Source organism: Burkholderia sp. 4NA327C6 (assembly GCF_005502655.1).
Lineage (GTDB): Bacteria > Pseudomonadota > Gammaproteobacteria > Burkholderiales > Burkholderiaceae > Burkholderia > Burkholderia contaminans.
Genome location: NZ_SCNZ01000032.1, coordinates 1 through 14,335 on the forward strand (window position 1 = coordinate 1; position 14,335 = coordinate 14,335).

The 14,335-nt window shown below is 65.3% G+C and carries 17 protein-coding genes; 10 read left to right on the forward strand and 7 right to left on the reverse strand.

The features are described from left to right. The first annotated feature begins 163 nt into the window (after positions 1-163). Both FFS49_RS27465 and FFS49_RS27475 read left to right on the forward strand, forming a co-directional pair. Complete coding sequence (locus tag FFS49_RS27465) at positions 164-1,708, forward strand: TolC family protein (RefSeq protein ID WP_105818027.1); 1,545 nt, start codon at positions 164-166, stop codon at positions 1,706-1,708. Between the two features lie 305 nt (positions 1,709-2,013). After that, on the forward strand, positions 2,014-2,721 hold the full coding sequence (locus FFS49_RS27475) for an MgtC/SapB family protein (protein ID WP_011354660.1): 708 nt from the start codon (positions 2,014-2,016) through the stop codon (positions 2,719-2,721). Positions 2,722-2,767: 46 nt separating this feature from the next. On the opposite strand, the gene FFS49_RS27480 is transcribed toward FFS49_RS27475, so the two are convergent. After that, positions 2,768-3,487 (reverse strand): autoinducer binding domain-containing protein, encoded by a 720-nt coding sequence (locus FFS49_RS27480; RefSeq protein WP_071332319.1) that lies wholly within the window; start codon positions 3,485-3,487, stop codon positions 2,768-2,770. A 73-nt stretch (positions 3,488-3,560) separates the two neighbouring features. Between FFS49_RS27480 and FFS49_RS27485 the strand changes: the two genes are divergently transcribed. The 3 genes from FFS49_RS27485 to FFS49_RS27495 all read left to right on the forward strand — a co-directional run bounded on the left by FFS49_RS27485 (position 3,561) and on the right by FFS49_RS27495 (position 5,642). Continuing rightward, positions 3,561-4,004, forward strand: a complete 444-nt coding sequence (locus tag FFS49_RS27485; RefSeq protein WP_105818029.1) for a DUF4902 domain-containing protein — start codon at positions 3,561-3,563, stop codon at positions 4,002-4,004. A gap of 213 nt (positions 4,005-4,217) precedes the next feature. Further along, positions 4,218-4,826 carry an acyl-homoserine-lactone synthase gene (locus FFS49_RS27490; RefSeq protein WP_027789397.1) on the forward strand — a complete coding sequence of 203 codons (609 nt, stop codon included), beginning with the start codon at positions 4,218-4,220 and terminating at the stop codon, positions 4,824-4,826. A gap of 51 nt (positions 4,827-4,877) precedes the next feature. After that, the gene (locus FFS49_RS27495) at positions 4,878-5,642 is read left to right on the forward strand and encodes a hypothetical protein (RefSeq protein WP_039344012.1); all 765 of its coding nucleotides are present in this window, start codon (positions 4,878-4,880) and stop codon (positions 5,640-5,642) included. Positions 5,643-5,815: 173 nt separating this feature from the next. On the opposite strand, the gene FFS49_RS27500 is transcribed toward FFS49_RS27495, so the two are convergent. After that, entirely contained in the window at positions 5,816-6,106 is a 291-nt protein-coding gene (locus FFS49_RS27500) for a hypothetical protein (protein WP_105818373.1), read from the reverse strand. 298 nt (positions 6,107-6,404) lie between these two features. Between FFS49_RS27500 and FFS49_RS27505 the strand changes: the two genes are divergently transcribed. Next, on the forward strand, positions 6,405-6,791 hold the full coding sequence (locus FFS49_RS27505) for a VOC family protein (protein ID WP_039344010.1): 387 nt from the start codon (positions 6,405-6,407) through the stop codon (positions 6,789-6,791). Between the two features lie 21 nt (positions 6,792-6,812). Here the strand turns inward: FFS49_RS27505 and FFS49_RS27510 are convergent, their stop codons facing one another. Continuing rightward, entirely contained in the window at positions 6,813-7,379 is a 567-nt protein-coding gene (locus FFS49_RS27510) for a GNAT family N-acetyltransferase (protein WP_105818030.1), read from the reverse strand. A 150-nt stretch (positions 7,380-7,529) separates the two neighbouring features. Beyond that, positions 7,530-8,180: a GTP cyclohydrolase II gene (gene ribA, locus FFS49_RS27515; protein WP_039344006.1), complete on the reverse strand. Its 651-nt coding sequence runs from the start codon at positions 8,178-8,180 to the stop codon at positions 7,530-7,532. 178 nt (positions 8,181-8,358) lie between these two features. On the opposite strand from ribA, the gene FFS49_RS27520 reads away from it, so the two are divergent. Then, a complete protein-coding gene (locus tag FFS49_RS27520; RefSeq protein ID WP_039344004.1) occupies positions 8,359-8,817 on the forward strand; it encodes a CBS domain-containing protein in 459 nt (152 codons plus the stop codon). Positions 8,818-8,974: 157 nt separating this feature from the next. On the opposite strand, the gene FFS49_RS27525 is transcribed toward FFS49_RS27520, so the two are convergent. Continuing rightward, positions 8,975-9,304 carry a DUF4148 domain-containing protein gene (locus FFS49_RS27525; RefSeq protein ID WP_039344002.1) on the reverse strand — a complete coding sequence of 110 codons (330 nt, stop codon included), beginning with the start codon at positions 9,302-9,304 and terminating at the stop codon, positions 8,975-8,977. 512 nt (positions 9,305-9,816) lie between these two features. Here FFS49_RS27525 and FFS49_RS27530 point away from each other — a divergent pair. Continuing rightward, entirely contained in the window at positions 9,817-10,215 is a 399-nt protein-coding gene (locus FFS49_RS27530) for a GreA/GreB family elongation factor (protein ID WP_105818031.1), read from the forward strand. A 181-nt stretch (positions 10,216-10,396) separates the two neighbouring features. On the opposite strand, the gene FFS49_RS27535 is transcribed toward FFS49_RS27530, so the two are convergent. After that, a complete protein-coding gene (locus FFS49_RS27535; RefSeq protein ID WP_046548217.1) occupies positions 10,397-11,515 on the reverse strand; it encodes a porin in 1,119 nt (372 codons plus the stop codon). A gap of 606 nt (positions 11,516-12,121) precedes the next feature. Between FFS49_RS27535 and FFS49_RS27540 the strand changes: the two genes are divergently transcribed. Continuing rightward, positions 12,122-12,496, forward strand: coding sequence for a YXWGXW repeat-containing protein (locus tag FFS49_RS27540; RefSeq protein ID WP_105818033.1), 375 nt, complete (start codon positions 12,122-12,124; stop codon positions 12,494-12,496). A gap of 491 nt (positions 12,497-12,987) precedes the next feature. Here the strand turns inward: FFS49_RS27540 and FFS49_RS27545 are convergent, their stop codons facing one another. Then, a complete protein-coding gene (locus FFS49_RS27545) occupies positions 12,988-13,374 on the reverse strand; it encodes a helix-turn-helix domain-containing protein (RefSeq protein WP_105818034.1) in 387 nt (128 codons plus the stop codon). Positions 13,375-13,702: 328 nt separating this feature from the next. On the opposite strand from FFS49_RS27545, the gene FFS49_RS27550 reads away from it, so the two are divergent. After that, positions 13,703-14,179, forward strand: coding sequence for a nuclear transport factor 2 family protein (locus FFS49_RS27550; protein ID WP_105818035.1), 477 nt, complete (start codon positions 13,703-13,705; stop codon positions 14,177-14,179). The last annotated feature ends 156 nt before the right edge of the window (positions 14,180-14,335 follow it).

The window sequence follows — 14,335 nt, forward strand, 5'->3', positions numbered from 1 at the left end:
GCAGGAACAGCGGCCCTTCGAGAACCCGCCGCGCCGACGGCTACCCCGCCGCGCGCAGCCCCCACCGACCCCGCACGCGACGCGCTGCTGAACCTGATCGACACGCGGCTCGCGCACATCGCCGATGCCGCCCGTCAAGCCACACCGAAGGAGCCTGCCCCCCATGCGCGTACCTGAACCGCCGGCCGCCTCGATCGCCGCCGCCGCCCTCGCGACCGCCGTCGCGCTGGCCGGCTGCGCGACGTCGTCGATCGATCTGGCGCCGGAGGCGTCCGACCGCCCGTGGCAGCCGCAAACGTCCGCCGCAGGCGACATCGTGCCGGGGCCGCCGCGCGCGTCCGCGCAAGGTTCGCACGACTACACGCTGCCCGCGTCGCCGGCACTCGCGTCCGTCTCGCCGCCGGCCGCGCTCGATGCCACGCACGCGTACACGCTGCCCGAGCTGATCGATCTCGCCGAATCGGCGAACCCGCTGACCCGTATCGCGTGGAACGACGCGCGTAACGCCGCGCTCGCGGTCGGCCTGGCCAAGACCGCCTACCTGCCGAAGCTGTCCGCGACGGCCATGGGCGGGTACCAGGCCAACCACGGGTCGACGTCGTCGTTCCTGGGCGACTCGTCGAGCAACTCCACCGTGCACGGCACCATCTCGGCGCTGTCGCTGCAATGGCTGCTGTTCGATTTCGGCGGCCGCGCGGCGCGCGTCGAAGCGGCCGAACAGGCGTCGATCGCGTCGAATGTCGCGTTCACGGCCGTACACCAGCAGGTGATCCACGACGTGACCGTCGCGTACTACCGCTACGAAGCCGCACGCTCGCGCGCACTCAGCGCCCGGCAGGGCCTCGCGAACGCGGACGCGATCCTCGCGGCCTCCCGCGCGCGGCTCAAGCACGGCGTCGGCACGGTCGTCGAACTCGCGCAGGCGACGCAGAACCGCGCGCAGGCCAACCTCGCGCTCGTGCAGGCGAACGGCACGGAGAGCGACGGCTACCTCGCCCTCGTCTCCGCGCTCGGCATCTCGCCGCTGTCGAAGCCGACCGTCGCCGCGCTGCCGAAGCGGCCGCTGCCGCCCTCGCTCGGCTCGTCGGTCGACGCGATCGTGTCGGATGCGATCGCGCGCCGCCCCGACCTGCAGGGCGCGTTCGCGCTCGAAAAGGCCAATCGCGCGAAGATCAAGGCCGCGGAAGCTGCGTTCATGCCAAAGATTTTCCTGTCCGCATCGACGTCGTACGCGAGCGGCGGCACGTCGATCTCCGCGCTGCCCGCGATCGGCGACCAGGCACCGACCGTCAACCTGAACGGCAGCCGCTACGGCGGCGGCGTGTTCCTCGGCGTGACGATTCCGTTGTACGACGGCGGCCTGCGCTCGGCGGTGCTGATGCAGGCGCGCAACGACGCGGAAAGCGCCTCCGCGCGCCTCACGCGGACCAAGGAGGAAGCGGTCCGCCAGGTCGTCGCCGCGCAAAACGCGGTACAGACGAGCCTGGCGTCGCACGACGCCGCGAAGGCGCTCGTCGACGCCGCGCAGACGAGTTACGACGCGGCGCTGACCGCGTACCGGAACGGCGTCGGGTCGGTCACCGATGCGACGATCGCGCAAAGCCAGTTGCTCGCTGCCCGTAACGCGGAGGTCGACAGCTATGCCGGCGCGCTGTCGGCCGCTGCCGCGCTCGCGCTTGCGACCGGGACGATCGGCTCGGCGCAGTAGCGCAGCCGCCGCGAGGCGGTTGACGCATGCGCTCGCCGCCCACTAGAATGCCGCCCATTCTTCCTTCAGGAACCATCGTGGACAGTTGCAGCACTCCGTTGCGTGCGCCGCTTGCCGCCTGAACGCCTGTCCGACGCAGTTCTCCTGCCCGGCTCGCGTTCCGCGAGCCGCACGCCACCCGTTTCACACTGAATGACGCATTCGCGCGGTACAGTACCGCGCGATGACGGCTATCTTCGTGTCGCCTTCGGCCTTGCGCCGCAGCGACGCGAAACGGCACGCGCTCCTTGCACGGCAGGACAACCATGACTTTCGATTTCGCACTTCGTCTTTTCACCGCGTTCGCCTGCGGCGTCGCCATCGGCATCGAACGCCAGATGCGCCAGCGCACGGCCGGCCTGCGCACCATCACGCTCGTCGCGAGCGGCGCGTGCCTGTTCGTCACGCTCGGCGTGCTGACCGGCAACGGCGTCGCGGGCGTCACGCAGATCGCCGCCTACGTCGTGTCGGGCGTCGGCTTCCTCGGCGGCGGCGTGATCATGCGCGACAAGGGCTCGATCCAGGGCATCAACACCGCCGCGACGTTGTGGTGCTCGGCCGCCGTCGGCGTGCTGTCCGGTTCCGGTCATTACGTGCCGGCGCTCGCCGGCACCGGCGTCGTGCTGCTCACCAATACGCTGCTGCGCAGCGTCAGCCAGGCGATCAACGCGACGCCGGTATCGAACGCCGATCTCGTGCGCGAATACCAGATCACCGTGATCTGCCTGGCCTCCGACGAAGTGCACATCCGCACGCTGCTGTCGAACTCGATGTATGCGAAGCCGCTGTCGTTCCAGAGCCTCACGAGCGAGGACGTGCCCGACCAGCCGGACCGGCTGAAGGTCACCGCGACACTGAAGCTGCATCCGAAGGATCAGCAGAAGCTCGAGCAGATCGCGAGCCGGATGAGCATGGAGAAGAGCATTTCCAGCGTGAGCTGGACCGCGAAGGAAGCGGAGCCGATGATGGAGTGAGCGGCGTGGCGGCAGCCGCATGTCGCGCTGCCGCCTTCACGCGCTGTCAGGGTGTCTCGATCAGCCCGGCCGAGATCGCCTTGACGACCGCCTGGACCTTGTTCGTCGCGCCCAGCTTCTCGAGAATGTTGTTGACGTGGAAGTTGACCGTCCGCTCCGAGATGCTGAGGATCTGGCCGATTTCGCACGCGGTCTTGCCCTCGGCCGTCCAGCACAGCACCTCGCGCTCGCGCGCGGTCAGCGTGACGCCCGCCGCCGGCGCCAGCTTCGGCACCATGAAGCGGCTCATCAGCGAATGCGACATGTTCGCGAGCCAGTTGGTCTGCAACGTCAGCATGTTGATCTCGGCCGGCGTCAGCCGGTCGGCACGGCGGGCGATGCTCAGCAGGCCGAACGCGCCGCGGGGCGCCCAGCTCGACTGCGCGACGCCCACCGACAACCCGAAATCACGTGCGTCCTGCCACAGCGGGCACGGTTCGATCCGGTCGACGTCCGGCCACACGATCATGTTGGTGCTGAGCGCGCCGTCGCGAACCGTCGAGTCGATCTCGATATAGTTCTGCGCCTGGTAGTGCGCCATCCAGCCGTCCGGATAGGTATCGAAGATCGCGACCGCGGGCTTCGATACGGGCAGCGGGACGCGAATGCCGTAACAGCAGTATTCGAATCCCAGCCGTTTGGAATAGGCGGCAATCCGCTGGAAGAGCTGCTGCTCGTCTTCCGCGGCGCTGAATTGTTGATAGGCATCCTGCCAGCGCAGTTCCATTCATTCTCCGACAACGTCACGCTGTCATACTTGTCAGGTTCCAGCACCCGTTCGAGGCTGATACATTCCGCGCATGACTTCACCTTTGCTGCACCCGGTCCCCGGCCCGTCCCCGGACGGCTACGTACGCCTGCCAGAAGGCGCACTGGCCGTGCTTGCGCTCGACCATGTCGCAAGCGGCCTCGACGCATCGCTGCTCGAGGAATTGCGCGACAGCGCCATCGACGCACGCCTCGCCGGCTACACCGAATGGCATCGCCCGGCCAGTGCCGGCGTCCCTTACGTGACGATCGGCTGGGACTGGTACCTCGAACGCGCGACGGGCACGTTCGTGATCGCGGGCGGCGACGTCCGCAGCAACGTGATGGTCACCGACGCCACGGGTGCCGACATCGGCATGTTCCGCACCGCCGCCGCGCTCGCCGCACGGCTCGCGTGCATCGACTGGGCCGCCGCGGTCGTGTCGGCCCTGCTCGGGCACAACGACGCCTATCATGCCGGTCCGACGCTCCAGTGACAACTGGCAGCGCCTCTATTCCTCTGACAATTTCATGATGCTGGCGCTCTTTATAAGCAAAAGCGCCACGGTTTTCAATCCCGTTGATCAAGAAACCGTTACCACGTCCTAAACGGCGTCTTTCCGGCGTCACCCTGTAAGAGTTACCAGTTACAGCCCCCTCGTGCTGCGCGATGTAATGCACGCATACAAAAGCACAGATCCGAGGACACCATGCGGACCTTCGTTCACGAGGAAGGGCGGTTGCCACACGAACTTGCGGCGGATCTCGGGCGCTATCGGCGCCGTGTGTTCGTCGAGCAGCTGGGCTGGGCACTCCCGTCGGCGAACGAAAGCTTCGAGCGCGACCAGTTCGATCGCGACGATACCGTGTACGTGTTCGCGCGGAACGCCGGCGGCGACATGTGCGGATGTGCGCGCCTGCTGCCGACGACGCGCCCGTATCTGCTGAAGTCGCTGTTCGCCGACCTGATCGCCGAAGACATGCCGCTGCCGCAATCGGCCGCCGTCTGGGAGTTGTCCCGGTTTGCGGCAACCGACGACGAAGGCGGCCCGGGCAATGCCGAATGGGCCGTGCGCCCGATGCTCGCAGCCGTCGTCGAATGCGCGGCGCAGCTTGGCGCGCGGCAGTTGATCGGCGTGACGTTCGCGAGCATGGAGCGGCTGTTCCGCCGGATCGGCATACACGCGCACCGCGCAGGCCCGCCGAAACAGGTAGACGGACGTCTGGTGGTCGCGTGTTGGATCGACATCGATCCGCAAACGTTTGCAGCACTGGGAATCGAGCCGGGGCAAGCCGCCCGGCAAGCCATCGCCGCCTGAACCGGAACGCGCGTTTCTGTCCGGGCGGCATCGTAACGAAGGAGAATCAACGTGGACCAGTCTCAGGTCTTTCGCGCGATGATGCCCGGGTTGACGAGCGCCAACGGCGCCCGCATCGAGGTCGTCTACCCGTCGTTTCCCCGGCCGCTGCCGCTCGTGCGGCTCGACCGTCGCGGGCTCGTGTTCCGCGCGGCCGGCGCCGCGCCGCTCGTGTGCGGGCTGCCGCGCGCGGCGACGCTGCTGGTCGCGGACGAGCCGCTCTGCTCGCTGCGCCTCGTGATCCGCGACATCGCACCGGCCGGCGAAGGCCGGCATGACCTGACGATGCAGCCTTCCGGCGCCGCCGGCGACGAATTGCTGTGGCATGCGTTGCGCGATCGCGAGCCCTACCGCCAGATTCAGCAGCCGCTCGCGCCCGTCGACGCGTCCATCGCAACCGACGGCGAACCGCGCGCGTCGGCCGGCGAAACCGGGCCGCGCCCGTCGCGCAGCGCGGCCTTCCGGTTGCCGTGCCACAGCGACGCGCTGTTCTTCGCCGACTGGCTCGAATATCACTTCGATGAATTGCGTGCACTGTCGCAACAGCATGGGCCGCGGCTGCAGCTCAACCAGCTCGAGCGGCAGGTGGCCGACGACGAGGTCGGCGTGCGCTTCGTCTACGACATCGATGGCCATGCCACGCGGCATGCGCTGACCGACTGCGCGCGCGAAGCCTGTGCATGGATCGAAACGGAGATGCGCGACAAGTACGCGTTACCGGTCGCGCAGGAGCGGTTCAGCGCATTTGCGGCACACGCCCGGGCAGGCGGCATGTGAGTGCGGCGCAACAAAAAGTTGTATCGATACAACTAGGGCTTGCCATGCCTCGGGTTTTCCCTTAAATTTACGTCTGTCTCCTCCATGTCTCCAAACATGGATTCAGCCCGCTCAATGAAGCGGGCTTTTTCTTGCCCGCTCGAATTGCGGGGACACATCCCCCTCCTCCCCGCCTAACCTGCCGGGCGCGCGCCACGCGGCCATGGGCAGTAGTGGTGCACCGCAATAATCAGCACGACCAACGCGAACACGACCAGCAGCAGGGTCAACCAACCCTTTTTGGTCGTTGGCAGGTCCGCCAGCGCACCCACGTCGCCCGTCAGGGCCGCTAACGCTATCATGCCGAGTCCGACCAGTACCATCGTCCCCTTGGCCACCCATCCGAAGGCAACCTCGAGCACGCCTGCCCACCGCGACTGCCGATAAGGGCCGGTAACCGGCCGACGGAGATCGGGCTTACCCATTTGCGCGCCCTGGCCCGGCATCGGCACGTCGGCCCATCGATCGACAGACCGAGGCGAAAACAGGACGCCGAAGGTTGTTCTGACAGGCACCGGCTGCAATGGGGTGCACGCGTTTGATCGGGGGCGTCATGTTTTTCCTTTCACGAGACGAGGTTCGACGGTTCGATTCGTTTGGCCGGAAGGTGCCCATATCGTTCGATACGACGTAGCCCGCGCCGACACGTGCTCCGTTCGTCACACGCAATCCGGATCGGCCGGCTTATCATTGACCGGCCCGCCACTCGCCTCCGAGGCCATCTTGCACGCCCATCTGCGCATTGCCCGCCCGGTCAGCAACCTCGCCCGTACCGAGCGCATGTATCGCGACGCCCTCGAGTTGTCCGTCCTCGCGCGCTTTGAAGATCACGACGGATTTTCCGGCGTGATGCTCGGGCGCGACGGCCTCGACTATCACTTCGAATTCACGCACTGCCCCGACCACCCGATTGCGCCGTCACCGACGCCCGAAGACCTGATCGTGTTCTACCTGCCCGATCGGCCGGAATGGGAAGCCGCTTGCGCGCGCGCCACGGAACATGGCTTCATGCCGGTGACGTCGTTCAATCCGTTCTGGGAAATATCCGGCCAGACTTTCGAGGATGCCGACGGCTATCGGATCGTGCTGCAGAACGGCACGTGGCGCTGACAGGCGATCACGTGTGAGCCGTTACGCGCCGGCCAGACCGGCGGTGCGAGCGGCATACACGACGTGCCGACGCAGCGGGTGTCCTTCAGGCAACGCAGGATGGTCGAAATCGCGCGCGGGCTGACGCTGCATGCCGAGCCGCTGCATCACTTGCCGTGATCGCAGGTTGGTGTCGGCCGTCCACGCAAAGATCTCGCCAAGCCCGATCCGGTCGAACCCGTCGGCCAGTGCGGCGGCAGCGGCTTCGACAGCGTAGCCGTGCCCCCAGGCGTGACGCGCCTGCCGCCATATGATCTCGATGCACGGCGCCATCGGATGCGTTGCACGCGCTTCGTGCGACAGGCCGCACACACCGATCAGCATCGCGTCGGCGCGGCGCTCGACGGCCCACGGGCCGAAACCGTGTGCGTCGAAATGCGCGTCGAAGCGCGCGATGGCGTCGCTCGCCTCGTCAACTGACATCGGGCCGCGCGCGAGCCATGCTGTCACGTCCGGATCCTCATGCATCGCCGACAACGCGCCCACATCCGCCGGTCGCCAGCGACGCAGCGTCAGGCGCTCGGTTTCGATCTTCGACGGAATGGACATAGGGGGGACGGATCGTTCGGGCCGCGTGGCGCGAGTGCCACCACAAACCTGAAAGCGGAACGGATGGAGGGGGGATGCGAATCGTCGCCTTTGCCGGCAACGATCCAGGGAACGGATGACGAGATACGGGCGCTGGTGCGCCCGCGGCGATTACTCGTTTTCTTCGAAGTAATGCCCGAACTTCGTCTGCTTCGTGCGGATATAACGCTCGTTTTCCTCGCGCACGGGCACGGCAAGCGCCACGCGTTCGCAGACGGGTATACCGTGCTTCGCGAGCGTATCGAACTTCGCCGGGTTGTTGCTCATCAGCCGCACCGACGTCACGCCGAGGATCCGCAGGATGGCGGCGGCCGAATCGTATTCGCGGGCGTCGTCAGGCAGGCCGAGGTCGAGGTTCGCCTCGACGGTGTCGCGCCCCTGCTCCTGCAGCGCGTAAGCGCGAATCTTGTTGCTCAGGCCGATCCCGCGCCCTTCATGGCCGCGCAGGTACAGCAGCACGCCGCGGTCTTCCGCCGCGATGTAGCGCAACGCGAGATCGAGCTGCTCGCCGCAGTCGCAGCGGTACGAGCCGAATACATCGCCGGTCAGGCATTCGGAATGAAGGCGCGTCAGCACGGACTGCTCGCCGGCCACGTCGCCCATCACGAGCGCGAGATGTTCGGCATCGCTGCCCGATACGCGAAACGCGTATGACTTGAACGTGCCGTAGCGCGTAGGCAGCGACGCGGTGGCGACGAGGGTCACGCATTCGTCGGCCTGGTCATTGCCCTGCGTGGGCGATTGGGGACGCGAAGACATCATGAATTCAATCGAAACGTTCAGGAATGTAGGAGTTGTGTGGATAGTGCGTGACCGGAGTTTACCGCTAATCTGGAAACGTCACGCGACTGCCACTGGCTGCCCGGCTATACTGGGCTTATCGGGTGTCGCGCACCAACGCCCTGCCTTCCCTGTATCGACCTGCACACGGAGAAAGCGAATGAGCACGACTGTCGCGCAGATTCTCAAGGCCAAGCCGGATTCGGGCCGCACGATCTACACCGTCACGAAGACCGATCTCGTCTACGACGCCATCAAGCTGATGGCGGAAAAGGGGATCGGCGCGTTGCTGGTGGTGGACGGCGACGACATCGCGGGCATCGTCACCGAGCGCGATTATGCGCGCAAGGTCGTCCTGCAGGACCGCTCATCGAAAGCCACCCGCGTCGAGGAAATCATGACGGCGAAGGTGCGCTACGTCGAACCCTCGCAATCCACCGACGAGTGCATGGCGCTGATGACCGAACATCGCATGCGCCACCTGCCCGTCCTCGACGGCGGCAAGCTGGTCGGGCTCATCTCGATCGGCGACCTCGTGAAGAGCGTGATTGCCGATCAGCAGTTCACGATCAGCCAGCTCGAACACTACATTCACGGCACACCGGTCGCTTCCACCTGACCCGCCCCAGCGAAAAAGGCCCAAACGCGTCAGCGTCTGGGCGGAAAGCCGCCGGCATGCGGCGACGGAGGTTCTGCTCCTGCGGGCGAACGACGCGGGCACATGCCGCGCGTCTCGTCGATTGAATCCTGCGCTCGGGCAGACCGGGGACGTTCGATTAGTTGCCGAAGTAGACCGAGTTCACGGGGTTCGGCGCGTCATGCGTGATGCGGCGGCCTGCCTGGCCGGCACCCGTCGCCACTGCACCGTAGCCGCTCGTGTCGGCCTGCGCGAGCGTCGGCTGGTTCGGCTGGATCCGTTGTTCGGCTGCCTGGATGTCGTTCGGGTACTGCGAATCGCTCGCGAGCGGCTTGTAGCCGTTCTGTTCGAGTTGTACGAGTTCGGCCTTGACCTGGTCGCGCGTCAGCCCCTGTTCGGACTGTGCAAACGATGCGATCGGTGCGGCAAGGACGGATGCGGCGATAGCTGCGTAGATGATCGACTTCATGATTTACCTCCGGTGTATGTTCTCTTTTGGCGTCGCCTCGGCAGGACTGTCTGAAGCGATGGAATCCAGTTTAGTTCTCGTCCATCCAAGGGGAAACCCTTAGTTTGAACATACAGCGTTGCGATTTTGACAAAAATCGCCGGCACATCCCGCGTGACATCGTCGCAACTTGCTTCATCTGCACAACAATCTCTGACGAAATGCCGACAGCCAAATGACATATCCTGAAGGTTGTGTTGTAGAATCGTAAGGTTATATTCGTCAGTCGATCTTCCATCCACCATGTACGCGCTCACGCCCCTTTCGGTTTCGCCGTCCGGCCCGTCCGGCGTGCGCGCGCGCGCCGGCCATCCGGCACATCCCCTCGCTCGACGCACGGCCCAGGCGCCGCTCGCCCCTGCCCGGCGCCTGATCTGACGGCTCGGTCTCCTCCCGGAGCCAGGTCAGACAGGCTCCGGGCGATCCCCATAGGCACGCCACGCCTGCCCTTGCCGATCATTTGGAGAACTCCCATGAAACAACGCCTTTACCAGTTGACCGAACTCGACGTTGCTCGCCTCGAAAAGCACGCCGAACACAACCCGCGCTTCCAGACCATGCTCGACACGCTGCTGGAGCGTGCCGACATCGTCCAGCCCGATGCCATCAAGGCCAATGTCGTCACGATGAACTCGCAGATCACGCTGCTCGACGAGGCGACCCAGGAACAGGCCACCTGGACGATTGTTTATCCGGACGCGGCCAATCTCGAACTCGGCCGCCTGAACGTCTTCTCACCCGTCGGCATGGCACTGCTGGGCACCCAGCGTGGCCAGATGGTCAAGGTGATGCAGCCGAGCGGTGCCGAAAAGCTGATGAAGGTCTCCGCGATCATGTTCCAGCCGGAAGCCAACGGCGAATACACGCGCTGACACCATCGGCAGCCGGCTGCCGAGTTCGACACCGGCGCAGAATGCAAAAAAGCGAGGCCAATGCCTCGCTTTTTTTGCATTCCGGCGATCCGAATCGTCGCCGTCACATCCCGCACACGAAAAAAAGGCGCCCGAAGGCGCCTTTTTCGATGCTGCGTAGCGGGTTACCCCGCCGTCACGCTTAGAAGCGGTGACGCAGACCAACCGTTGCTGCGGTTTGGTTGATCGACGAGCTCGGCAGGTTGTCGCTGAAGTTGTTGCCGTTGTAGATCGACGCGCCGATGCCGTTCTTCGCTGCACGCTGGTACACAGCTTGTGCGTAGACGTCCGTGCGCTTCGACAGTGCGTAGTCAGCTTGCAGACCGAACTGGTTCCAGTGCGTGCTGCCGTTGTTGATCTTCGCGTTCGTGTACGTGTAAGCAGCACCCAGGCCGAGAGCCGGCGTCAGGTTGTACTTGGCGTTGACTTCGTAGTTGTCGGTGCGCAGCGTGCCCAGACCGACAGCATTGTTGTCGAGACGCGCTTGCGTCCATGCAGCGCCGACTTGTGCCGGGCCGAATGCGTAACCAGCAGCAGCGCCGTACGTGCGGACGCGGCCTTGGCTAGCGATGCCACCGATTGCCGACGACGTTGCGCCGTTTGCGTTCGTGCCGTCACCCAGGTTCGCTTGCGAGTATGCACCAGCCAGCTTCAGGCCTTGGAACTGGTATGCAACGCCTGCGCTGTATGCACGGTTGTTGCCGAAGTTCGTGTTGTTCGAGAACGAGTACGTGCCGCCGAATTGCAGGCCAGCGTAGTTCGCGCTCGTGAACTTGATCGTGTTGTTCTGAGCGACATCACCGGTCGTGCTCAGACGGTCGAGGTTCAGCGGGTGCGCGAAGTACGTGCCGCCCCACGAACCCGTTGCCGTCAGCGGCGCCAGGTAGTCTTGCGTTGCGTCATACTGCTTACCCAGCGTGACCGTGCCGTACTGGCTCGACAGGCCGACGAACGCTTGACGGTTGAACATGCCGCCGTTGTTGCCCAGCTTGCCGTCACCGATGCCGAAGCCGCTTTCCAACGTGAAGATTGCCTTCAGGCCGCCACCCAGGTCTTCCGAGCCACGCAGGCCGAAACGGCTCTGGTCAATGCCCGAACCCATCGCCCAACGCGACTTGCCAGCTTGGCCGAGTGCCGGCTGGACGTTGCTCGTGTAGGTGATGCCTGCGTCCAGCACGCCGTACAGCGTGACGCTGCTTTGTGCGTGAGCGACGGTTGCGAACGATGCTGCAGCTGCTGCAACGATCAGAGTCTTGTTCATTCGTGGAGCTCCCTTCTAAAAAGAGGCAGGTCTCGCGACCTTGTTCATAAACGGTCTGCAACCGCCCGGGAGCGCCATCGATCCTGCTGGCGGCGCCCGGATAGTTGCCCGTTTGGGAACCGTGAGTTTAGGGGTGTACCCTAGGGGAGCGATCCGCAAATAAAGAAATAAGCTTTTCCAGAACTAGAAATAATGAAAGTGGGGCCGAGTTATAAGTATTTGTTTTGACGTTTGTTTTTGACTTCTTGACGAGGGCTTTTTGGAGCCTTTCATCCCACCATTCTTTCATGTCATCGTCTTGACGGTTGCATAGAAACAACAAACGGATTCGACGCGAGACCCCGGAATCGGCAAATTTTACCCAATCCGATCTCGAATTTCAGCCTCGGGACACTCAAACGCATCCTCCGGCGAGTAAACAGCGCACGACATTCGTTCAGCGGGCCACATCTACCCGTGGGCCATCCATACAGAAGGGCCGGCTTCGATCTGCCGGGGTTCGCCCACCTGCCGTGACACGCGGTAACAGCCTTAACCGCTCGCGTAACCCGGCCGGCCGACTGGCAGGCTAATGTAAGGCAGCCTCGAATACAGAACAGGACCGCCATGAATCGACGCTCGTTGTTACGCGCCATCGGATTGACCGCCGCCTTCATGGGCACCGGTGGCTGGCTCCGCGCCGCCTCGGCCCAGCCCGCTCCGCCCGTATACCGGCCGTCCGGCCCGAATCGCGTGCCCGGCGGGCCGCCCTATCCGGACCGCCCGGGCTTCGCACCGCCGGCCGCCCGGCACGATCGCCGCCCGCCGCCGCCACGGCCGCACGGCTATATATGGACGGACGGCTACTGGCGCTGGCAGCGTGGCCGCTATATATGGGTGCCGGGGCGCTGGGTCGCACGGCGCCCCGGGCGCCGATGGGTACCCGGCTACTGGCGCCGCCAGGGACAGGTGTGGATCTACGTCGACGGCACCTGGCGATAGGCAGCCATCCGGCGCCCGCCCGGTGGCAGGCACGGGCCGGGCGGCGCGGGCAAATCCGTGCCGTTCAGCCCCGACAATCATGACGCCCGGCAGGCGCCCCGCGAATCCAGCCCCACCCCGCCCCAATGCCGGTGCGCAAACCGGCGGCGACGCTTCCGGTCACGCAACCTCGGCCATCGACATGGCTCGCTGATCTACGGCGCACCATCCCGCCTCGAGCGGACCCTACCGCACCCTTCGTACGCCAGGCGGAGAAAGTCCGCTGTCGCGGTCGCCCCGTCCCTGCCCTTGCAAGCGGGGCGCCGCCAGCGCATTGCCGCATCCGGGCCGAATGAAACACACCGGAGCATCAGCGCCCTCGCTCAACCCGACGAGACCATTCGGATAACGAAATCATGCAATGGCGATGCGCCGGCAATCAAGCCACGCGTCGGCGCATCACAACCGATCCGCGGCACAACACGCAGCGACAAGACGGCGCACGCGCCCGCTCAGCGCCCGCCGCCCTCCAGCTCCCGTGCACGCCGTCGCGCAACGCAGATCGCGCGATGATGTTCGTCGGCCCACCGGATCATTGCCTGCATCGGCGTCAGGAACGAATGCCCGAGATCGGTCAGCGCATATTCGACACGCGGCGGCACTTCTGCGTACAACGTGCGACTGACGAAACCGTCCTGCTCGAGCCGCTTGAGCGTGCGCGACAGCATCTGGTTCGACACATCGCCGATCGTACGGCCGAGTTCGTTGAAACGCATCGTCCCGCCGGACAGCGCTTCGAGTACGAGCAGGCTCCACTGGTCGCCGATGCGGTCGAGCACATCGCGGATCGGGCACGGCTGATCGAGTTCGACGGGTTCATCGGCGGGCGGAAACGACATGACTGGATTCTCTTTCAAGGGCAATGCATGGTCAGCGCGGTGTGACCTGTTCACACCGCACTGACTTCTTGTGACGGGTTCGCGGCAACTGTACCATTCGAGCGACCGACGGCCGCGCGGATTCGCCAGTTCAACGAAGCATGACGACGGCGCGCGGCCTCGCCCAACCAGCATCGTGACGGTTCGCACCGGGCCGTGAATCCTTCGCGCCGACAAGGCTCGTGTATCCGCAACCATGCGCCGTCGCACGCCGATCGCCGCGGCAGGCTCGACCCGCCGTCGCGCATCGCGCACCGACCCACGCTTCGTCAGACGAGGAATCCGCAACATGTCATCGCTCCGCTCCCCCGTTCGCGCCGTTGCCGCGCTCGTGCTGCTGGCCGCGTCGACGGCCGCGCTGGCCGCCGGCCAGGCCACGCGCGACCTGGCCGCCGAGGAAGCCAACCGCCAGCTCGTGCTGACGTTCTACGACCGCTTCTTCAACAAGCACGAAGCCGTCGAAGCCGCCGCCGTCGTCGCGGACGACTACAAGCAGCACAACCCGCACGTGCCGGACGGCAAGAAGCCGTTCGTGTCGTACTTCGTCGGCGCGTTCCAGAAGAACCCGGCTTCGCGCGCCCGCATCGTGCGCAGCGCAACCGACGGCGACCTCGTCTACCTGCACGTGCATGCAACGGAGCGCCCGGGCGACCGCGGCGAAGCGGTCGTCGACATCTTCCGCATAAAGGACGGCAAGATCGTCGAACACTGGGACGTGATCCAGCCGGTACCGGAAAAGTCCGCGAACGCGAACACGATGTTCTGACGCGCGCGGCCGGCACCTGGTGCGCCACGATGCGCACCATCCGTCGGCGGACGGCCGACCGTCTGGCAAGCGCGGATGCCCCGCGCCGGCGAAGTCCCCTACAATCGAGCTTCGCCGCCGCGCCGGCCTCCGTCCCGCATGACCGCACCGCCAGCC